This window comes from Pseudomonas sp. MF09156, assembly GCF_059862305.1.
This window is the reverse complement of the sequence record NZ_JCBCUR010000014.1, coordinates 131,564-152,396: the sequence shown is the minus strand read 5'-3', so window position 1 is coordinate 152,396 and position 20,833 is coordinate 131,564. Positions and strand designations below refer to the sequence as shown.

The 20,833-nt window shown below is 61.3% G+C and carries 16 protein-coding genes; 8 read left to right on the top strand and 8 right to left on the bottom strand.

The features are described from left to right. Positions 1-591 precede the first annotated feature (591 nt). A complete protein-coding gene (locus tag AC19YY_RS24135) occupies positions 592-1,380 on the bottom strand; it encodes an AraC family transcriptional regulator (protein WP_169957360.1) in 789 nt (262 codons plus the stop codon). Between the two features lie 84 nt (positions 1,381-1,464). Between AC19YY_RS24135 and AC19YY_RS24130 the strand changes: the two genes are divergently transcribed. From AC19YY_RS24130 to AC19YY_RS24110, 5 genes are all read left to right on the top strand, one after another. Continuing rightward, positions 1,465-2,463 (top strand): bile acid:sodium symporter family protein, encoded by a 999-nt coding sequence (locus AC19YY_RS24130; protein ID WP_169957362.1) that lies wholly within the window; start codon positions 1,465-1,467, stop codon positions 2,461-2,463. An 87-nt stretch (positions 2,464-2,550) separates the two neighbouring features. Then, the gene (locus AC19YY_RS24125; RefSeq protein WP_170041016.1) at positions 2,551-3,723 is read left to right on the top strand and encodes a sugar transporter; all 1,173 of its coding nucleotides are present in this window, start codon (positions 2,551-2,553) and stop codon (positions 3,721-3,723) included. A gap of 164 nt (positions 3,724-3,887) precedes the next feature. Further along, positions 3,888-5,126, top strand: coding sequence for a hypothetical protein (locus AC19YY_RS24120; RefSeq protein WP_500604991.1), 1,239 nt, complete (start codon positions 3,888-3,890; stop codon positions 5,124-5,126). Positions 5,127-5,175: 49 nt separating this feature from the next. Then, positions 5,176-5,490, top strand: coding sequence for a hypothetical protein (locus tag AC19YY_RS24115; protein ID WP_170041018.1), 315 nt, complete (start codon positions 5,176-5,178; stop codon positions 5,488-5,490). 75 nt (positions 5,491-5,565) lie between these two features. Then, complete coding sequence (locus AC19YY_RS24110; protein ID WP_170041019.1) at positions 5,566-5,883, top strand: hypothetical protein; 318 nt, start codon at positions 5,566-5,568, stop codon at positions 5,881-5,883. A 53-nt stretch (positions 5,884-5,936) separates the two neighbouring features. On the opposite strand, the gene AC19YY_RS24105 is transcribed toward AC19YY_RS24110, so the two are convergent. The 7 genes from AC19YY_RS24105 to AC19YY_RS24075 all read right to left on the bottom strand — a co-directional run bounded on the left by AC19YY_RS24105 (position 5,937) and on the right by AC19YY_RS24075 (position 16,456). Then, the gene (locus AC19YY_RS24105) at positions 5,937-8,381 is read right to left on the bottom strand and encodes a TonB-dependent siderophore receptor (protein WP_500604990.1); all 2,445 of its coding nucleotides are present in this window, start codon (positions 8,379-8,381) and stop codon (positions 5,937-5,939) included. 101 nt (positions 8,382-8,482) lie between these two features. After that, on the bottom strand, positions 8,483-9,442 hold the full coding sequence (locus tag AC19YY_RS24100) for a FecR domain-containing protein (protein WP_500604989.1): 960 nt from the start codon (positions 9,440-9,442) through the stop codon (positions 8,483-8,485). Continuing rightward, positions 9,439-9,945: a sigma-70 family RNA polymerase sigma factor gene (locus tag AC19YY_RS24095; RefSeq protein ID WP_104912118.1), complete on the bottom strand. Its 507-nt coding sequence runs from the start codon at positions 9,943-9,945 to the stop codon at positions 9,439-9,441. Before AC19YY_RS24095 ends, AC19YY_RS24100 begins: the two co-directional genes overlap by 4 nt. Before the next feature lie 1,598 nt (positions 9,946-11,543). Beyond that, entirely contained in the window at positions 11,544-12,788 is a 1,245-nt protein-coding gene (locus tag AC19YY_RS24090; protein ID WP_500604988.1) for a saccharopine dehydrogenase family protein, read from the bottom strand. A gap of 29 nt (positions 12,789-12,817) precedes the next feature. Then, a complete protein-coding gene (locus AC19YY_RS24085; RefSeq protein ID WP_169957091.1) occupies positions 12,818-13,915 on the bottom strand; it encodes a carboxynorspermidine decarboxylase in 1,098 nt (365 codons plus the stop codon). A 111-nt stretch (positions 13,916-14,026) separates the two neighbouring features. Beyond that, positions 14,027-15,115 carry a polyamine ABC transporter substrate-binding protein gene (locus AC19YY_RS24080; RefSeq protein WP_500604987.1) on the bottom strand — a complete coding sequence of 363 codons (1,089 nt, stop codon included), beginning with the start codon at positions 15,113-15,115 and terminating at the stop codon, positions 14,027-14,029. A 39-nt stretch (positions 15,116-15,154) separates the two neighbouring features. Further along, positions 15,155-16,456 (bottom strand): NAD(P)/FAD-dependent oxidoreductase, encoded by a 1,302-nt coding sequence (locus tag AC19YY_RS24075; protein ID WP_500604986.1) that lies wholly within the window; start codon positions 16,454-16,456, stop codon positions 15,155-15,157. A 126-nt stretch (positions 16,457-16,582) separates the two neighbouring features. Between AC19YY_RS24075 and AC19YY_RS24070 the strand changes: the two genes are divergently transcribed. The 3 genes from AC19YY_RS24070 (at position 16,583) to metE (ending at position 20,707) form a co-directional block, all read left to right on the top strand. Next, on the top strand, positions 16,583-17,461 hold the full coding sequence (locus AC19YY_RS24070) for a LysR substrate-binding domain-containing protein (RefSeq protein ID WP_169957096.1): 879 nt from the start codon (positions 16,583-16,585) through the stop codon (positions 17,459-17,461). An 80-nt stretch (positions 17,462-17,541) separates the two neighbouring features. Continuing rightward, positions 17,542-18,297 (top strand): M12 family metallopeptidase, encoded by a 756-nt coding sequence (locus AC19YY_RS24065; RefSeq protein WP_169957097.1) that lies wholly within the window; start codon positions 17,542-17,544, stop codon positions 18,295-18,297. 121 nt (positions 18,298-18,418) lie between these two features. Beyond that, positions 18,419-20,707: a 5-methyltetrahydropteroyltriglutamate--homocysteine S-methyltransferase gene (gene metE / locus AC19YY_RS24060; RefSeq protein WP_500604985.1), complete on the top strand. Its 2,289-nt coding sequence runs from the start codon at positions 18,419-18,421 to the stop codon at positions 20,705-20,707. Positions 20,708-20,833: the final 126 nt, after the last annotated feature.

The window sequence follows — 20,833 nt, the reverse complement described above, 5'->3', positions numbered from 1 at the left end:
CTGCATTCCCCTGTAGGAGCTGGCTTGCCTGCGATGACGCCCGAAAGAACACATCAGAGTATCTGGTATTCATTCGTCATCGTTAACGACCATCGCAGGCAAGCCAGCTCCTACAGGGTACGCGTACGCCTTGACGATCAGGTCGGCTGTCAGGCCGCCTCGCTTTGTTTGTGATTTTGATCTTAGGCGCCCCGTTAAACCACGCTGGCCGTCATCCGACATTGATTTGGGGGGTAACCCGGCAGGACGCCGGGTTAGCCACGCTGGGCCATGGATGGCCCATTGCGGCGGCCCCCCAAATCAATGTCGGATGACGGGCACACCGAGCCTAGGCGAGGTGCCGAGTGGTGGGGCAGGAGCCCTTTTGGTTACTTTTGGCTGGGCCGGCACTCCGGGCTCTTTTCCAAAAGTGACCCGCCGTAAGGGCGGAACCAATAGCCGCCGTGACCGCAGCAACGGATATGTACACAACCCCAGACGAGAGTCGTGTAGATACCTATGCCGCAATTGCGGGGTGTCAGTCACGGGATTTATCGCCTGACACACCGCTATCGCGGGCAAGCCCGCTCCCACAGGGCCGGGTCAATCCAATCAGCGAAAAAACTCCCCCGGCGTCGTATCAAACTGCTGGCGAAACGCTGCGATAAACGCCGAAACCGACTCATAGCCACAGCCCAGCGCCACATCCGTCACCCGCTCCCCGCGTTCCAGGTCGGGCAGGGCGCCGAGCAGTCGCAGCCGCTGGCGCCAGGCGCGGTAGGTCAGGCCGGTATCGCTCAAGAACAGCCGGCTCAAGGTTTTTTCACTGACCCCCAGTTTCTGGCTCCACTGCCCCAGCGTGGTCGCCTGTTCCGGGTGCAGGCGCAAGCTGCGGTAGATCTGCCGCAGCCGGCTGTCCACCGGCAGCGGCAGCATCAGGTCGACCTGGGGCGCGGCGGCCAATTGGTCGAGCAGCACCTGGGCCAGGCGCCCATCCGGGCCATCTTCGGCATATTCCACCGGCAGTTCGCTGAAACGGCGGATCAACTCGCGCAACAGGTCGCTCACCGCCAGTACCTGGCAGTGTCCCGGCGCCCAGGTCGTTACGCTGCAGTCCAGGTACAGGCTACGCATTTCGGTGTGTGGCGAACTGAACACCCGATGGGGCATTCCCGCCGGGATCCATACCGCCCGTTGCGGCGGCGCGACGAAGCGTCCGGCGCTGGTCTGGATTTCCAGCACCCCGCAAATCGCATACGACAACTGCACCCACGGATGGCTATGGCGGCGGGTCAGGGCGCGGTTGGGCAGGGATTCGGTGCGGCCATACACCGGGCGCGGCAGGCTGGCGAGCCCGGGGATGCTGCGGCGAACAGCCTTTTCATGTCCTTTAGGCGGCATTTACTGGCTCATTGGCGTTAGTCGGTAACCGGTTGTTACGTTAGAGTCGCCACGACGCCCTGGCAACCCCTGGAAGAACAGCTGATGAAACGCCCACGGTTTTTACCCGACAACTTCACCCTGATCCTGATTGCCACGGTGGCCCTTGCCTCCTTGCTCCCCGTCAGCGGCCAGGCCGCCGTGGCCTTTGGCTGGGTGACCAACCTGGCCATCGCGCTCTTGTTTTTCCTGCATGGCGCCAAGCTGTCGCGCCAGGCCATCGTCGCCGGTGCCGGGCACTGGCGCTTGCACCTGCTGGTGTTCAGCCTGACCTTCGTGCTGTTCCCGCTGCTGGGCCTGGCGCTCAAGCCGCTGCTGTCGCCAATGATCGGCAAAGACCTGTACATGGGCATGCTCTACCTGTGCGCGTTGCCGGCCACGGTGCAGTCGGCGATTGCCTTTACCTCCCTGGCGCGGGGCAATATCCCGGCGGCGATTTGCAGCGCGGCGGCGTCCAGCCTGTTCGGCATCTTCCTCACGCCGTTGCTGGTGACCTTGTTGCTCAATGTGCATGGTGACGGCGGCTCGACTGTGGATGCGATCCTCAAGATCAGCGTGCAGTTGCTGCTGCCGTTCATTGCCGGGCAGATCGCCCGGCGCTGGATTGGCGCGTGGGTGGGGCGCAATAAAAACTGGCTGAAGTTCGTCGATCAGGGGTCGATCCTGCTGGTGGTCTATGGCGCTTTCAGTGAGGCCGTCAACGAAGGCATCTGGCATCAGATCCCCTTGTGGGAACTGGGCGGCCTGGTGGTGGCCTGCTGTATCTTGCTGGCGCTGGTGCTGGTGGCTTCCGCGCTCTTGGGCAAGGCGTTCGGTTTCAACCAGGAAGACCGCATCACCATCCTGTTCTGCGGCTCGAAGAAAAGCCTGGCCACCGGCGTGCCCATGGCCCAGGTGTTGTTCGCCGGCAGCACCATGGGCGTGTTGATCCTGCCGTTGATGCTGTTCCACCAGATCCAGTTGATGGTCTGCGCGGTACTGGCCCAGCGCTATGCCAATCGCCCGGAGTCGATTCCCGAGATCATGGCGCAGGTCGATCCCTGAACCATCGTGTTACTATTTTTGCGCGCCGCTCCAGGGCAGGCATCGGGCCGTCAGGATCGGCGCGCAACCGAGTAAAACGACCTGTCGATGAGTACTTCCACCGCAACCCCCGCCGCCAATTGGCAACCGGTCATCGCCCTGGCGCTGGCCGCCTTTGTGTTCAACACCACCGAATTTGTCCCGGTCGGCCTGCTCAGTGCCATCGGCGCCAGCTTCGACATGCCAATCGCCCAGGTCGGCCTGATGCTCACTATCTACGCCTGGGTGGTGTCACTGACCTCGCTGCCGGTGATGTTGCTGACCCGTAACGTCGAGCGGCGCAAGTTGCTGATTGTGTTGTTCGGCATGTTTATCGCCAGCCATATCCTCTCCAGCGTGGCCAACAGTTTTGGCCTGTTGATGGTCAGTCGTATCGGCATTGCCTTGTCCCACGCGCTGTTCTGGTCGATCACCGCCTCCCTGGCGGTACGCCTGGCGCCGCCGGGCAAGCAGGTGCAGGCACTGGGCTTGCTGGCCACTGGCACTTCGCTGGCGATGGTCTTGGGCATTCCCCTCGGGCGTCTGCTGGGTGAAGCCATGGGCTGGCGCACCACGTTTATCGTGATCGCCGGGTTTGCCGCCGCACTGGTGTTCTGGCTGGCGCGCACCTTGCCGTTGTTGCCGAGCCAGAACTCCGGCTCGCTGCGCAGCCTGCCGATGCTGTTCAAGCGTCCGGCGCTGGTGGCGCTGTATGTGTTGACGGCCATGGTGGTCACCGCCCAGTTCACGGCCTACAGCTATATCGAACCTTTTGTCGAACGCGTCGCGGGCCTGGGTGGCAATGCGGTAACCCTGGTGCTGCTGGTGTTTGGCGGGGCGGGGATCATCGGTTCGTTGCTGTTCAGCCTGTTGCACCGTTTCAGTCCCTATCGCTTTTTGCTGGTGGCCGTGTCGGTGCTGGCGCTGTGCCTGGGGCTGCTGTTGCCCCTGAGTGGTGACGTGTCGTACCTGGTGGTGCTGAGCGTGTTCTGGGGCATGGCGATCATGGCCTTTGGCTTGGCATTGCAATCCAAGGTCCTGGTCCTGGCACCGGACGCAACGGATGTGGCGATGGCGATGTTTTCCGGGATCTACAACATCGGCATCGGCGGCGGCGCGCTGCTGGGCAGTTGGGTCGGCGGGCACTTTGGCTTCGCCTGGATTGGCGCGGCGGGGGGCTTGCTGGCGGTGGCGGCGCTGGGGTTGTATTGCCTGTCGATTTATCGGTTTGGCCAGGGTTAAGTCGCAAACCTCCCGTTATAAACCGCTTTGTGCGGGTGCGTAAGCTGTCAGATCTGACAGTTGTCTAATCGGTCTTCCAGGCTTTTACTCCTTCTCAGACGCAGCGCCCAGCCGGTGGTTAGGCGCTGAACTTGAAGGCGCAAACTTCCAGGGACGGACTGATCATGCAGACCCTATCCAAATACGTGATTCTCGGCGGCGCATTGCTTTTGGGCTATGGCGCCACAGCGACGGCGGCGACCTTTGTCGATCTGGGCAATGCGGCGGGCAAGCAATGTGTCGCCGTCTCGGTCAATGACAGCGGCCAGATCGTGGGCAGTTGCAGCACCGCGACCCCCAGCGCCAATGACAACCCCTGGTATGCGGCCTCTAGCGCGGGGCCCCAGCAAGTGTTGCCGCCGCTGGTGGCCAACCAACCCTGCTCAGTGGGGAGCATTGGCAATAGCGGGGTGATGGTGGGGCGTTGTACGGATGCGAGCAATTTCAATTTTGCTGTGACCTGGAGCGCCGCTGCACCGGCGGCGGCCCCGGTCAAGCTCACACCCCTTCCGGCGACTTTGTTGATTCCCTTGTTGCGTCCCGCCGATGTCCATACCTATGCGACCGCCCAGAACCAGCAAGGAGCGGTGCTCGGCTTGAGTATCAGTGGCAGCGGCAAATCTACCGTTGTGTTGTATCGGCCAGGCATGACAGCGCCCGAGCGCATCTCTGACTGGGACAGCATGTGTCTCGGTATGGTGGTGAACAATACCCTGATCAGCGGATACCCCAGCATCCTGATGAACTGCCCGGTCAACGGCAAGATTGTGGCAAGGGTTGTCCGGCGCTCAGGGGGTGGCTATACCACCACTGACTTGCCTGTGCCAGCCGGGGCAAGTTACTGCATAGCGGTGGATATGAACGATCAGAACCAGGCGGTGGGCAGTTGCCTATACCCCCACTCTGCCACCAACAGCAGCAAAACCGCATTCTGGTCCACCCCCACCAGCGCACCGTTGCTGCTCACATTGCCGTTGAATGCCATGAACTCGGGGGTTGCGGTGAACAATGCCGGGCATGTGCTGGCGCGAGGCACTGCGCCTTCGGGCTTTACCACGGATTTCTACTGGGCGGACACCAGCTCCAGCTTCGGCGTGCAGCCCATCCCGTTTTTGCCGGGCAGCGTCAGTACCAAGGCGTTTGGCCTGACTGAAAATGGCACGGTCGCGATGGACTGCACCGACAGCGCCGAGTACGCCACCGCCTGCACCTGGGATCCGGACAATGGAACCCAGGCCATTGCCCCCATTGGCGGTGGGCACCAGAGCATGCTCAACAGCATTTCGTTTAGCGGCACCTTCATTGCGGGCGCGTCCACTGACACGTCGCAAGACGTCAGTGCCGTGGTGGCGCCCTTGCCCTGAGAGGTTGGAGTCCCCCTGTAGTGTTGGATCCAGGATTGAGGAGGTGGGTATGAAAAGGACAGCAGCATTGCTGGCAGCGGGGATGATCCTTCAGTTACTGGCGGGTGCACCGAGTTACGCAGGGGGGCTTAAATCCGGGGTGCACTTCCCACCAGAGCAACTGCATCAAATGAGCTTTTTGCCGATCTTGCCATTTGATCTCACAGCCGATGCGTTTACGCCCCCCAGTCCGGTCATCAAGGCCCCGGATGTAAGCCCGATAGGCGGCAACCAATCCAATGCGCCCAGTTGGTTTGTGTGCACAAGCAAAGGCATCAAGCTGGTGCGGGACGGCTCGATAGTGAAAACCCATTATTGTGATTGAGTAGACGGTACCCAGACTTTTAATCCCTGGAGCGGTCGATGGGGGGGTGTTGGATCTACGGTTGAGGAGGTGTGTATGAAAAGGACGACGGCATTGCTGGCAATAGGGACAACCCTTGTGTTTTTAGTGTCTGCACCGACTTATGCGGGGGGGCATAAAGATGAGGTGTACTACCCTGGTGGAGGTCCCATCATTGATGCGACACACCAGATCGTCACGCGAGTCTTTGGTATTATCCAGTCATTTATTCCATCCGCCCCAGTCATCAAGGCCCCGACTGTAAGCCCGATCGGCGTCAACCAATCCAATGCGCCCAATTCGTTTGTGTGCACAAGCAAAGGCATCAAGCTGGTGCGGGATGGCTCGATAGTGAAAACCCATTACTGTGATTGAAGCGCCGGCATGCCGCTGCAGGCACCGGCATGCCGGCCCCACAGCGGCCTAGCTCAGAACTGCGGCGTGTACTTCACACTGAACATTACATTGCGCGGGTCACCGTAGAAGTTGTTGCCATTCAACTGGTTGTACCCGGAGGCGTAATAGGTCTTGTCAAACAGGTTGTTGGCATTGACCGCCAACCCCACTTCCGGCGTCAGTTGATACGCCACCCGCGCATTCCACACGGTGTAGCCCGCCACGTCGTAGTTGTACTCATACCCCAGGGTATGGCTCTGGGTGGTAAAGCCCAACCCGGTGCTGACCTTGCTCCAGTCGCCACTGAACTGGTAGTCGCCCCACACCCGCAACATATGCTTGGGCGTCCACTGGCTGAACACCCGGCCCTTGTTATCCCGGTCCTCAAGGTATTTGGTGGTGTTGTAGGTATAGCCGGCAAACAGTTGCAGGCCGCTCAACACTTCACCGCTGATCTCGGCTTCCAGGCCCTGGCTGCGCACTTTGCCCGAGCCTGTGGCGCAGTAGGTGCCGCCGCAGATTTCACCCAGGGAGTAGTCGGTGATCGCACGGTTTTCCTGGTCGTAGCGGAACAGCGCCAGGGAGGTATTGACCCGCCCGTCGAGCAATTCGCCCTTGAGGCCGACTTCGTAGTTGCTGCCAATCACCGGCTTGACCACCGCCCCGCTGAGGTCGCGCTGGGTCTGGGGCTCGAACACGTCGGTGTAGCTGGCATACACCGCCCACTCGCGGCTCAGGTCGTAGACGATCCCGGCGTAGGGCGTGACTTCGCCGGTTTCGTTGGTGGTGCTGGGCTTGTTGACGGTGGTGGCGTGGGTCACCGCCGTGATGCCCGAGGAGGTATAGCTGTAGTCATACCAACTGACACGGGCGCCGAGTACCAGGGTCAACGGGTCGATGGGCTTGACGCGCCAGCTGCCATACAGGCCTTTTTGGCGGATGTCGTATTTGCTCGGTGTTGCACGGCCGCCGGGGGTGTTCATCAGACCCTCGTAGCTGATTTCGGGGCGGTGGTTATCGATGTCGAAGATGTTGTCGGTGCTTTGGTTAAAGGTCCGGGCAATGACGTCGTTGGTGGTGTATTTGGAATAGTTGCCGCCCAGGGTGATTTCCTGGGCCATCGACAGCGCCTCGAAACGCCCGGTGAGGTGGCTGTCCAGGCCGATCTTGGTGCCGTCGAAATCGGTGTACCAATCGGCATAGGTCAACCCGCTGCCGTCGGCGTTAATGCCTTCGCCGGTACTCTGCACGCGTTGGTGGGTGGAGGTGTTTTCTTCGCGCATGCGCACCGCGCCGAGCTTGAACTTCCAGTCATCGTTGAAGCGGTGTTCCAGGTCGGCATACAGGGTGGTGACGTCGATCTGCGAGTTGTTCCAGCGCGAGCCGCTGAAGGTCGAGCGGGGCAGGTCAATCGATTTACCCGTGCTGTAGCGCGGCAGGCCCCGCAGCATCGGCCGGGACTCGGCATTGGTGCGGCTGACGGCCAGGCCCAGGGTGGTGTCTTCCTGTAGGTCGAAGTCCAGGGCGCCGTACAGCGAGTGGGTCTTGCTCCATTCATAGTCGATGAACGAATCGCTCTGGTCTTCATCCGCCACCATCCGCCCACGGATCGTGCCGCTCTGGTTCAGCGGGCCGCCGGCGTCCAGTTGCAGGCCGTAGTGGTCCCAACTGCCGGCCTTGGCGGTAAGGGCCACGGTGGGCGCCGCCTGCCCGCGCTTGCGCACCAGGTTGATTGCGCCGCCGGGGCTGCCGGTGCCCTGCAGCAGGCCGGAGGCGCCGCGCAGTACCTCCAGGCGGTCGAAGAAAATCATGTCCTGGGTCGCCCAGTTGCCCAGGGCATAGGTATTGCGCGGGATCGGCACGCCGTCGTACTGCCAGTCATCGATCTGGAAGCCGCGGGAGGTGATGATCATGCCTTTGCCCACGCCTTGCACGCCCACCAGGCCGGTGGTGTGGTTGACGGCGTCCTTGAGGTCGACCAGATCCTGGTCGTCCATTTGCTTGCGGGTCATCACCGTGATCGACTGGGGGATTTCCTTGAGGGTGTGGGTGCCCTTGCCGATCGTCACCGCCCGTGCGGCGTAGGAACCGCTGCCTTCGGTGGTGGTGGGGTCGATGCTGCGCTCGACAATCGAGGTCACGCCCAATTGCAGCGCGCTGCCCGTGTCGGTGGCAGGCTCGACGCTGAAATTACCTTGCTCGGTGATACGCAACTGCAAGCCGCTGCCCGACAACGCACGGTCCATGGCCTGTTCGGCCGGCATCTGGCCGATCACCGCCTGGGCCTGTTTACCCTGCACCAACACCGGGTCCAGGGACACAATCCGTCCGCTCTGGCTGGCAATGGCGTTCAGCGTTTGTGCCAGCGGGCCGGCTGGCAGGTTGAAAGACAGGCTTTGCGCCTGTACCAAGGCAGGGCTCGCCAGGGTTGCCAGGGCAACGGCGACAGAAAGGGCGTGGGGCCAAGGGTTGAGCACAGCATTCTCCTGAAGGTGTGGACGTGTCAGGAGATAGGTGGGCCGAGAATTGAAAACCGGACACAAATAAGAGTGATTTGCATAAAAAAGTCTGGCCCGGGTTATTTGGTGCCAATCACGGTCAGCCACGGGCTGTAGTGATCCACCCGGATCGGCAGGGTTTCGGCCAGGGCCGCGAAGGCGCGGCGGGGGTCGTTGAGGGGGAATACGCCTTGCACGCGCAAGTTGCGCACCTGCGGGTCGACGCGTACAAATCCCCGGCTGTACGGGCGCAGGGCGTTGACCACCTGCTCCAGGGAATCGTCCAGCACGCTGAGGTGGCCGGCGAGCCAGTCGGCCCGGTAGCCCTGGTTGCCGGCCAACGCTTCGATGCGCTCGGCATGCAGCATCACCGATTGGCCTTGCAGCACCGTGTGCTGGATGCCGTTGTGCAGCGTCGCCTGGACCGAATGCTCCAGCACCACCACCCGCGTGGCGTCTGGCTCCTGGGACACGAGGAAGCGCGTGCCCAACGCTTGCACACTGCCCTGGGCGCTGCGCACACGCAGTGGCCGCTGGGGGGCGGCCGCCACCTGAATCACCAGTTCACCGTGGCGCAGGATGATCAAGCGCTGGTGCTGATCGAACTGCACATCCACCGCGCTCTGTGCATTGAGGCTCAGGCGGCTGCCATCGGCCAGGGTGAAGGTCTGGCGTTGGCCGCGCCCGGTGTGCAGGTCGGCCAGCAGGTCGTCGCCCAGCGGGCTGCGCGCTGCCAACCACAGGCCGCCACCCAGCAGGCCCAGGCCGCCGATGGCGCGCAGTATGTCCCGGCGCGAACCTTGGGGCTGCAACAGCACTTGCCGCGCTTCGCCGGGCAGGCGTTTGTCGAGGGTGCGCAGGGTGTTCCACGAGCCGCCCAGGCGTTCCTGCAAACGGGACCAGGCTTGGACGTGGGCCGGGCCGAGGGCCAGCCAGGCATTGAAGCGCTCCTGCAACCGCGCATCCGGTGTGCCGGCGCGCAGGCGCACCATCCAGTCGATGGCCTGCTCGCTGACCGGGTCCAGCCGGGCCTTGCTCACGGGGCCAGCTCGGCCAGGTAGCACTGGCGCAGGGCCTGTTTCATATAGCGGCTGACGGTGCGCTCGGACAACTGCAACTTGCGCGCAATCGCCACGTAGCTCATGCCGTCCAACTGGCTATAAAGGAACGTGGCCTTGACGATCAGCGGCAAGCCATCGAGGGCGCGGTCAATGGCGACCAGGGCCTGGATCAGTTGCAGTTGGTCTTCAGGGGAGGGCGCCAAGGCTTCGGGGGTGGCGGCCAGGCGTTCCAGGTAGGCGGTTTCCAGGCGACTGCGCCGGTAGCGATCAAAGATCAGCCGGCGGGCAATGGTCGAGAGATAAGCCCGGGGTTGCTCGATGCTGTCGGGGTCGACCCGGGCGGCGAGCATCTGGCAGAAGGTATCGGCGGCGGTGTCTTCGGCATCGGCATGGTTACGCACGCGATGCTGGATATGTTGCAGCAGCCAACGGTGATGGTCATTGAAAAAGAAGCCCAGCTTGCGGATTGGAGGTGACTGCACGGGTCGACTTTCTCAAGGGTGGTATTGTGAATCGTTCTCAATACTACCTTTTGTGCGAGGGGGGGTGCAATAACCGGTAGTTGCAGGAGCAAGCTCGCGCCTACATAAAACGGCATTCCAGCGTTATAGGGCCGGTTGTACGCAGCCATCCAGCGCCTGGTCTTGCGAGGCATTGACCAGAATAGTGTGCCCGCTCCAGAGCCCCAGCGTTCAAAAACGCAGGTCCCGCAAACACCGACAAACCCTGGTAGGAGTTGTCGAGCTTTAGCGAGGCTGCGATAGCGGTGGTTCAGCCAACATCAATGCCAGCAGTACCGCCGCCATCGCAGCCTCGCTGGGGCTCGACAGCTCCTACATTGTTTGTGCTCGCTCCAGAGCCCCGGCGTTCAGAGACGCAGATCCCGCAAACACCAATAAACCCTGGTAGGAGTTGTCGAGCTTTAGCGAGGCTACGATAGCGGTGGTTCAGCCAACATCAATACCAGCAATCCCGCCGCCATCGCAGCCTCGCTGGGGCTCGACAGCTCCTACATTGTTTGTGCTCGCGCCAGAGCCCCAGCGTTCAAAAACGCAGATCCCGCAAACACCAATAAACCCTGTAGGAGTTGTCGAGCTTTAGCGAGGCTACGATAGCGGTGGTTCAGCCAACATCAATACCAGCAATCCCGCCGCCATCGCAGCCTCGCTGGGGCTCGACAGCTCCTACATTGTTTGTGCCCGTTCCAGAGCCCCGGCGTTCAGAGACGCAGATCCCGCAAACACCAATAAACCCTGGTAGGAGTTGTCGAGCTTTAGCGAGGCTGCGATAGCGGTGGTTCAGCCAACATCAATGCCAGCAATCCCGCCGCCATCGCAGCCTCGCTGGGGCTCGACAGCTCCTACATTGTTTGTGCTCGCTCCAGAACCCCGGCGTTCAAAGACGCAGATCCCGCAAACACCGACAAACCCTGTAGGAGTTGTCGAGCTTTAGCGAGGCTACGATGGCGGTGGTTCAGCCAACATCAATGCCAGCAATCCCGCCGCCATCGCAGCCTCGCTGGGGCTCGACAGCTCCTACATTGTTTGTGCTCGCTCCAGAGCCCCAGTGTTCAAAGACGCAGGTCCCGCAAACACCAATAAACCCTGTAGGAGTTGTCGAGCTTTAGCGAGGCTACGATAGCGGTGGTTCAGCCAGCATCAATACCAGCAATCCCGCCGCCATCGCAGCCTCGCTGGGGCTCGACAGCTCCTACATTGTTTGTGCCCGCTCCAGAGCCCCGGCGTTCAGAGACGCAGATCCCGCAAACACCAATAAACCCTGTAGGAGTTGTCGAGCTTTAGCGAGGCTACGATAGCGGTGGTTCAGCCAACATCAATGCCAGCAATCCCGCCGCCATCGCAGCCTCGCTGGGGCTCGACAGCTCCTACCTCGATTTTCATTGTTTGGGGGATTGCATTTGAGATGCAGTAGACGCGTGCAACAGGGAATTCAGACCCCTGAATCTCCAAGGTGGGAGCTGTAGGCACTGGCAACATTGATATCCGCCCTCGCAACGATCCGGGCAATGTTTTTGATCGCTCCCACAGGACGTGGGAGCGATCCGTCAATCAAGACGCTATCAGGCGATAGCATCCCAGGCGCGGTCGCCTTTTTCGTCCTTGATGCGGGTCGGCAGGCCCATTACGTCCAGCGCCTTGAGGAATGGCTCGGCTGGCAGTTCTTCAACGTTGGCCATGCGTTGCACATCCCACTCGCCACGGGCTACCAGCAGCGCAGCGGCTACCGGTGGAACGCCTGCGGTGTAGGAGATGCCCTGGCTGTCGGTCTCGGCATAGGCTTCTTCGTGGCAGGCCACGTTGTAGATGAACAGCTCGCGTGGCTGGCCATCCTTGGTGCCCTTGACCAGGTCGCCGATGCAGGTCTTGCCGGTGTAGCCCGGTGCCAGGGAAGACGGGTCAGGCAGCACGGCCTTGACCAGTTTCAAAGGCACCACTTGCAGGCCTTCGGCGGTGGTGACCGGTTTCTCGGAGAGCAGGCCGAGGTTGTTCAGTACGGTGAACACATTGATGTAGTGTTCGCCAAAGCTCATCCAGAACCGCACGTTGGGCACGTCGAGGTTTTTCGACAACGAGTGCACTTCATCGTGGCCGGTCAGGTACAGGTTCTGTGAACCCACTACCGGCAGGTCGTCGGTACGTTTTACTTCGAACATGGTGTTGCTGGTCCACTGGCTGTTCTGCCAGCTCCACACCTGCCCGGTGAATTCGCGGAAGTTGATTTCCGGGTCGAAATTGGTGGCGAAATATTTGCCGTGGCTGCCGGCATTGACGTCGAGAATGTCGATCGAATCAATGCGGTCAAAATGCTGTTGTTGCGCCAGCGCCGCATAGGCGTTGACCACACCTGGGTCAAAACCCACACCGAGGATCGCAGTGATGTTCTTCTGCTTGCATTCCTCCAGGTGGTTCCACTCGTAGTTGCCGTACCACGGCGGGGTCTCGCAGACCTTGCCCGGCTCTTCGTGGATGGCGGTGTCGAGGTAAGCCACGCCCGTGTCGATGCAGGCACGCAGTACCGACATGTTGAGGAAGGCGGAGCCGACGTTGATGACGATCTGCGATTGGGTTTCGCGGATCAGGGCCTTGGTCGCTTCCACGTCCAGGGCGTCCAGTGCAAAGGCCTGGATCTGGGCGGGTACCTTGAGGCTACCCTTGGCCTTGACGCTGTCGATGATGGCCTGGCATTTGGAGATGTTGCGCGACGCGATAGCAATACGACCGAGTTCGTCGTTGTGCTGCGCGCACTTGTGGGCCACCACCTTGGCGACACCTCCTGCACCAATGATAAGAACGTTCTTTTTCAATTGCTTTATCTCTCCTTTATCTGTCCGCTTTACGAAAGGCTGGACAGGTAGTCGTCGTAACCAAATTCACGAACCACTTCGACTGTACCGTCGAGTTGTTTCACTACGATGGACGGCATTTTCAGGCCGTTGAACCAGTTTTTCTTGACCATGGTGTAGCCTGCCGTGTCGATGAACGACAGTCGATCGCCGATGGCCAGCGGCTGATCAAATTGGTATTCGCCGAAGATGTCCCCGGCCAGGCACGACTTGCCGCACACCATGTAGGTGTGTTCGCCGGTGCTCGGCGCCAGCTTGGCGTTGAGGCGATAGATCAGCAGGTCCAGCAAATGGGCTTCGATGGAGCTGTCGACCACGGCGAGGTTTTTGCCGTTGTACAGGGTGTCGAGCACGGTCACTTCCAGGGAGGCGCTGTTGGTGATCGCCGCTTCGCCGGGTTCCAGGTACACCTGCACGTCGTACTTTTGCGAGAACGCCTTGAGGCGCTGGCAGAACGCGTCGATGGCGTAGCCTTCACCGGTAAAGTGGATGCCGCCGCCGAGGCTGACCCAGTTGACCTTGTGCAGCAGCGCGCCGAAGCGTTCTTCGATGGTGCCGAGCATCTTGTCGAACAGCTCGAAATCACCGTTCTCACAGTTGTTGTGGAACATGAAGCCGGAGATTTGCTCGATCACGCCTTCGATCTTCACCGGGTCCCACTCGCCCAGGCGGCTGAACGGGCGCGCCGGGTCGGCCAACAGGTAGTCGGAGCTGCTCACTTGCGGGTTGACGCGCAGGCCGCGAGTCTTGCCTTCGCTGCGCTCGGCAAAGCGCTGCAGCTGGCTGATGGAGTTGAAGATGATCTTGTCGCAGTTGTCGAGCATCTCCTCGATTTCATCGTCGGCCCAGGCCACGCTGTAGGCGTGGGCCTCGCCTTCGAACTTCTGGCGACCGAGCTTGAGCTCATACAGCGACGAGGACGTGGTGCCGTCCATGTATTCCTGCATCAGGTCGAACACCGACCAGGTGGCAAAGCACTTGAGCGCCAGCAGCGCCTTGGCGCCGGACTGCTCGCGCACGTAGGCGATCTTCTGCATGTTGACCAGAAGCTTCTGTTTGTCGATGAGGTAATACGGGGTTTTGATCATTTTTCAGAGCCTGCGGCGGAGCCTGCCAAAAAAGGACAGGCATTGTGCCCGCACTTGCTCAGGATCGAAAGGTTAGTCAGCGGAATTTGCAGGCTTTGGTCTGCGCGATACTCAGGTATGGGTCTTTAACTTGGTCCACAACCGTGTGGCCAGGCGGGCGATGGCCGGTGGCAGGTCTTCGACGGTGAACAGGCTGTCCAGCACAGCCCCGGAGGGGTAGATTGCCGGGTCTTGCTTGACCTCGGGATCTACGAACGGATCCGCCGCACGGTTGGGGTTGGCGTAGTGAATGTGGTTGCTGATGTTGGCAATCACCTTGGGCTCCAACAGGTAGTTCATGTAGGCATAGGCATTCACCTCATGGGGCGCGGCCTTGGGCATCACCACCATGTCGAGCCACAGGGTGGAGCCTTCCTTGGGGATCGAGTAGCCAATCTCGATGCCGTTCTTCGCCTCCCTGGCACTCGCTGCCGCCTGCACTACGTCGCCGTTGAAGCCGATGACCGCGCAGATATTACCGTTGGCCAGGTCGCTGATGTACTTGGAGGCATGGAAGTACTGCACGTAGGGCCGGATCTTCAGCAGCGCCTGCTCGGCCTTTTTGTAGTCCTCGGGGGCGTGGCTGTGGTGCGGCAGGCCCAGGTAGTTGAGGGTGATCGGCAGCACCTGTGTCGGGTTGTCGATAATCGCCACGCCACACGCGCTGAGCTTCCTGATGTTGTCTTCAGCAAAGAACAGGCTCCAGGAGCGGGTGACGTCGGTGGTGCCGAAGATCGCCTTGATCTTTGCGACGTTGTAGCCGATCCCCGCCGAACCCCACATATAGGGAAAGCCGTACTGGTTGCCGGGGTCGTTGACTTCGAGCTTTTTCAGCAGCGCCGGATCGAGGTTGTGCCAGTTGGGCAGGCGGCTCTGGTCCAGCTTCTGGATGGCCCCGGCCTTGATCAGGCGCGAGAGGAAGTGGTTGGACGGGCTGACCACGTCATACCCGGTGTTGCCGGTCATCAGCTTGGACTCCAGGACCTCGTTGCTGTCATGGATGTCGTAGGTGGCCTGGATGCCGGTGGCCTGGGTGAAGGCGGGCAGGGTGTCGTCGGCGATGTAGCCGTTCCAGTTGGAGATGTTGACGGTTTCACCCGCCAGCGCGGCGGATGAACACAGCGCGAGCAAGGTGGCCATGGAGCGTTTGTGAATAAGCATGATCAAGCACCTGTGTGAAGGTTTGTTGTTCTTGTGTGATCAGATTTCGCTGCGCGCCCGTACCGCTTCCACGCGCATGCGCAGCAGGGCCCCGAGGTCGAACAGCGGGCGCGGCGGTAGCCAGCCGGGCTGGGCGCGCTGGATGACCGATTGCAGCAGCGGCGAGGTGTGCCCCGAGGCCCATTCCGCCAGCAGGCGCCCCCACAGGCTGCCCCGGGCCACGCCGGCACCGTTGCAGCCCGCGACCGCAAACAGGCCATCGCGCACCTTGGCGAAGTACGGCTGCCCGGAGCGCGTGGCGCTCAAGTGGCCAGTCCAGGAGTAGTGGATGTCTTGCTCGTCCAGCCACGGAAAGCGCCGTTGCAAACCCTGTACATGGTGCCGGCGGCGCTGCAGCAGTTCGCGGTTGGACAGGTCGCGGGTGCGGTATTCGGCGGTGTTGCGGATCATCACCCGGCGATCCGGAGTCAGGCGCACCGTGGCCCCCAGCGGGCGGGTGGAGAGCACGCCCCAGGGTTCGACCGTGCCCATCTGGCGGTACTCTTCGTCGGTGAGCGGGCGGGTCAGGCTGGCACTGAGCTCCATGGGGAAGCTGGCGCTGTGGTCCAGGCCAACCCGGGGAATAAAGGCGTTCAGGCACACCAGCACCTGGCGGGCCTCGACGCTGCCATTGACGGCGTTGGCGCGGATGGCGCCATGGGCCATGGGCTCCAGGCCTGTGACGGGGCTGTTCTCAAAGAGCGTTACGTTGGCGGGCAAGGCCTGCAGCAGGCCGGTGACGTACTTGGCCGGTTGCAGCAAGGCGTTGCCGTTGCCGCACCAGATCGCGGCCTGGTAGTGGGCGGTGCCGAGCGTGTGGCGCAGGGCTTCGCCTTGCACGAAATGGGCAGCGGCACCCGCCGCGTGCAAGGTCGCCAGCCTGGCTTCGACCTGCTCCAGTTTGTCGCGGTCGTGGACGGCAAAGTAATAGCCGCTGTCGCGAAAGTCGCAGTCGATGTGATGGGTGGCGACGCGCTTGCGCACTTCCTGGGTGGCGGCCTGGGAGATAGCGCAGTCCACCTCATACCCGGCGAACCCGCCACGCCCCATCAACTCGTCGGCGCCGGGATACTCATGGGCCACCACAAATCCTGAATTGCGTGCCGAGGCGCCCTGGGCCGCCCGTTGTCGATCCAGCAGCACAATGCGCGCCTGCGGATGCAGTTGCGCCAGGCTATGGGCGGCACACAAGCCGGTGATGCCGGCGCCGATCACCAGCCAGTCGGCTTGGTGCGTGCCACTTAAGGGCGCACGGGCGGGCAGGCTTTGGGTTTGGGCAATCCAGCCACAGCTATTTTCCACAGGGCACCTCGGTTGAATGCATCACCGGCATGGGTGAGTCGCGCAGGATTTATTGTTAGCTGGAATTTATAGGGGCTTGGGTGATACAACCAACGTTATAAAATCATCCATCTATTCGGAAAACGCATGGATAACCGCCATCACCTGCCTTCGCTGCAAGCCCTGCAAGCCTTGGTCGAGGTTGCCGAGCGTGGCAGCTTCACCGCCGCGGCGGGGCGCCTGTGCCTGACCCAAAGTGCGGTCAGCCGCCAGATCCAGCAATTGGAAGGCCACTACGGTGTGCCGCTGCTGGTGCGCAACAGCCGCAACCTGCGGCTGACCCTTGAGGGCGAATGGGTGCTCGACAGCGCGCGTAGCGTGCTGGCGCAGTTGCAGCGCCTGGAGGATCGGCTGTCGCCGCACCAGCGCCCGTTCCGGATCCGCATGCATGTGTCATTGGCGGTGCGCTGGCTGCTGCCCAAGTTGAGTGATTTCTACCGCAGCCACCCGGATATCTCACTGGCCATCGAGACCGTGGCCACCGAGGTGGTCGAACCGGCCAGCGACAGTGACGCCTACATCCTCTACCTGCCCAAGCCCACCCACGATGGGGATTGCCTGGTGCTGTTCGAGGAAGCGCTGGTGCCGGTCTGCGCCCCTGGGCTTGGGCCGTTGGCGTCGGCGCAGGACCTGGCGCGCTTTGCCTTGCTGCACCGCTCGGCCGACCGCCAGGACTGGGCCACCTGGCTGGCGGCGCATGGCGGGCGGTCGCTGGCGGACTATCGCCATATTCCCTTCAACCTCGATGAACTGGCGCTGGATGCCGCTGCGCGCGGGCTTGGGGTGGCGATGACTGACCGCACACTGGCGGCCGAATCGGTGGAGCGCGGTGTGCTGGTAGTGCCCTTTGGCCAGGCCCTGGCCACGGGCGGGTGCTATGCGTTGTGCCTGCAACCGTCGGCCGCTGCCCATCCGGCGTTGGGGGTGGTGAGGCAGTGGTTTGGTAGCCAGGCGCACAATTCGTAAACTCTTGTCATGGCCCCAGTGGAACCTACAGCGGCGCAATGCGACGCAATAGGAAATTACATCGCTGCGGGGATACAACGTTGACTGTCAATCTGAACGCTCACTTAACTGCCCATACACCGAACCCGTCGCTGCTTGATAGCGCCGAGGTCGCGGCCCCATCCAGACCAAAGCGCGGGGTGGCGACAACTTCGGCGTTATGGCCACAACAGTCGGTCATAAAAATTTCCCTGCTGGGCATGACCCCCGAGCAAGAGGAGTTTACAAAAACCAACATCAATAAATGGGCACCCCACGTCAACCTGACTTTTGAGTTTACGGATGACTCCGACGGGGATATCCGGATTGCCGCAGACAATGATCTGTCGGGTGGGCATTCGTACTTGGGGATCCGATCGCTCAATGTACCGGCCTACAAGCCTACGACGGTCATTGGCTTCCAGGGAGGGCTCAATGCGTATAACGCCGGTACGATCCAGCATGAGTTCGGTCATGTTTTGGGGCTGCAACATGAACACCAGCACGAACACAATAATCTAGATATTAATTGGTCCGAAGTTAATAAAGCCTACATAGGTAAAGGTGGGGCGAAAGAGGTAAAGCACAACTTCAAGCCATTGGTTTCCAATGTGGTTTCGTCTGAGTACGATCGCAAATCCATCATGCATTATGGTTTTGCTTCATCCTGGCTCAATGATGGAAAAGCCATCAAGGACAACAACGAGCTATCTGAAGGCGACATCAACTTTGTCCGCTCGCTCTACCCACCTGTGGTCAAGAAAAAAACCGCCACGTCCAGTTGGTGGGACTATCGGCACCTGCACAGGGGTGCTTGAGAAGACCCGGGGTGTTTTGATTATGAGTAGATTTCGTGATTGCCTAGAATAAAATGAGTTTGTCTCACTATCGCGCGCTGCCGACAATGGCTCCCATACCAACACATTGGAGTTTATTGTCATGGCAGTCGCTCATTCCCTTGGATTTCCGCGCATTGGACGCGATCGTGAACTGAAAAAAGCGCAGGAAGCGTTTTGGAAGGGCGAACTGGACGAAGCCGGCCTGCGTGCGGTCGGCCGTGAGTTGCGCAAGACCCACTGGGATTTGCAGAAACAGGCTGGCATCGAGCTGTTGCCGGCGGGGGATTTTGCCTGGTACGACCAGGTGCTGACCCACTCGCTGATGTTCGGCGTGATCCCCGAGCGGTTCCGCCCGGCCGACGGCAAAGCCACGTTGCAGACCCTGTTCGGCATGGCCCGTGGCGTCAGCGACAGCTGCTGCGGCGGCGCCCACGCCCAGGAAATGACCAAGTGGTTCGACACCAACTACCACTACCTGGTGCCAGAATTGAGCGCTGACCAGCAGTTCCACCTGGGCTGGGATCAGTTGTTCGAAGAAGTCCAGGAAGCCCGCGACCTGGGGCACACCGTCAAGCCGGTGGTGATCGGGCCGTTGACTTACCTGTGGCTGGGCAAGGCCAAGGGCAGCGATTTCGACAAGCTTGACCTGCTCGACCGTCTGCTGCCGCTGTACGGCCAGATCTTCCAGCGCCTGGCGGACCTGGGCGTTGAATGGGTGCAGATCGACGAGCCGATCCTGGTACTGGATTTGCCCCAGGACTGGAAAAACGCGTTTGAGCGCGCCTACAACCTGATCCAGCGTGACCCCCTGAAAAAACTGGTGGCCACCTATTTTGGCGGCCTGGAAGAAAACCTCGGCCTGGCCGCCAACTTGCCGGTTGATGGCCTGCACATTGACCTGGTGCGTGCGCCGGAACAATACCCGACCATTCTCGACCGCCTGCCGGCCTATAAAGTGTTGTCGTTGGGGGTGGTCAATGGGCGCAACGTCTGGCGCTGCGACCTGGAAAATGCCCTGGCCACCTTGCAGCACGCCCATGAACGCCTGGGTGAGCGCTTGTGGGTTGCGCCGTCTTGCTCGCTGCTGCACAGCCCGGTGGATCTGGGGCGTGAAGACAAGCTCGACGCTGAATTGAAAAACTGGCTGGCTTTCGCCGTGCAAAAATGTGCAGAAGTGGCCGTGCTGACCCAGGCCATCAACCAACCAGAAGCGGCGAGGGTGGTTGCGGCCCTGGCCGAAAGCCGTGCCGTGCAGGCCGCCCGTGCGGCCTCGCCGAGGATCCACAAGCCGGCGGTCCAGGCCCGTGTTGCGGCCATCACTGCCAAGGACAGCCAGCGCCAGTCGCTGTTTACCCAGCGCATCGCCAAGCAGCGCGCCGGCCTCGACCTGCCGCTATTGCCGACCACCACCATTGGCTCGTTCCCGCAGACCGCGTCGATCCGCCTGGCGCGCCAGTCGTTCAAGGCCGGCAAGTTGAGCGAAGCCGAATATGTCGAGGCGATGCACAGCGAGATCAAGCACGCCGTAGAAGTGCAGGAGAACCTTGGCCTGGACGTGCTGGTGCACGGTGAGGCCGAGCGTAACGACATGGTCGAGTACTTTGCCGAACAGTTGGATGGCTATGTGTTCACCCGCTTTGGCTGGGTGCAGAGCTATGGTTCGCGCTGCGTGAAACCTGCGGTGATCTTCGGCGACCTGAGCCGCCCGAAAGCCATGACGGTGGAGTGGATCCGCTACGCCCAAGGCCTGACCGACAAGGTCATGAAGGGCATGCTGACCGGCCCGGTGACCATGTTGATGTGGTCCTTCCCCCGCGAAGACGTGAGCCGCGAAGTGCAGGCCCGGCAACTGGCCCTGGCGATCCGCGATGAAGTGCTGGACCTGGAAGCGGCGGGCATCAAGATCGTGCAGATCGATGAAGCGGCCTTTCGCGAAGGCTTGCCCCTGCGCCGGGCCCAGTGGCAACACTACCTGGACTGGGCCACCGAAGCCTTCCGCCTGTGTGCCTGCGGCGTGCGTGACGAAACCCAGATCCATACCCATATGTGCTACAGCGAATTCAACGATGTGATCGAGTCCATCGCGGCGATGGATGCCGACGTGATCACCATCGAGACCTCGCGTTCGGATATGGAACTGCTGGACGCGTTCGAAGCCTTCGCCTACCCCAATGATATCGGCCCGGGCGTCTATGACATCCACTCGCCACGGGTGCCCGACGCCTCGGAAATGGCCAACCTGCTGCGCAAGGCCGCCCGGCGCATCCCGGCCGAACGGCTGTGGGTCAACCCCGACTGCGGCCTGAAGACCCGCGGCTGGCCGGAAACGGAAGCGGCGTTGATCCATATGGTGGCGGCCGCCCGGCAATTGCGGGCTGAACTGGCGTAACTGCTGCTGACACAAATCCGATTGTGCAAGCGGGCTTATGTGGCGCGGCGCCGATCTTGTGCCCAGCCAACATCCCCTGTAGGAGCGGGCTTGCCCGCGATAGCGCCAGCCCAGCCAACATTGCTG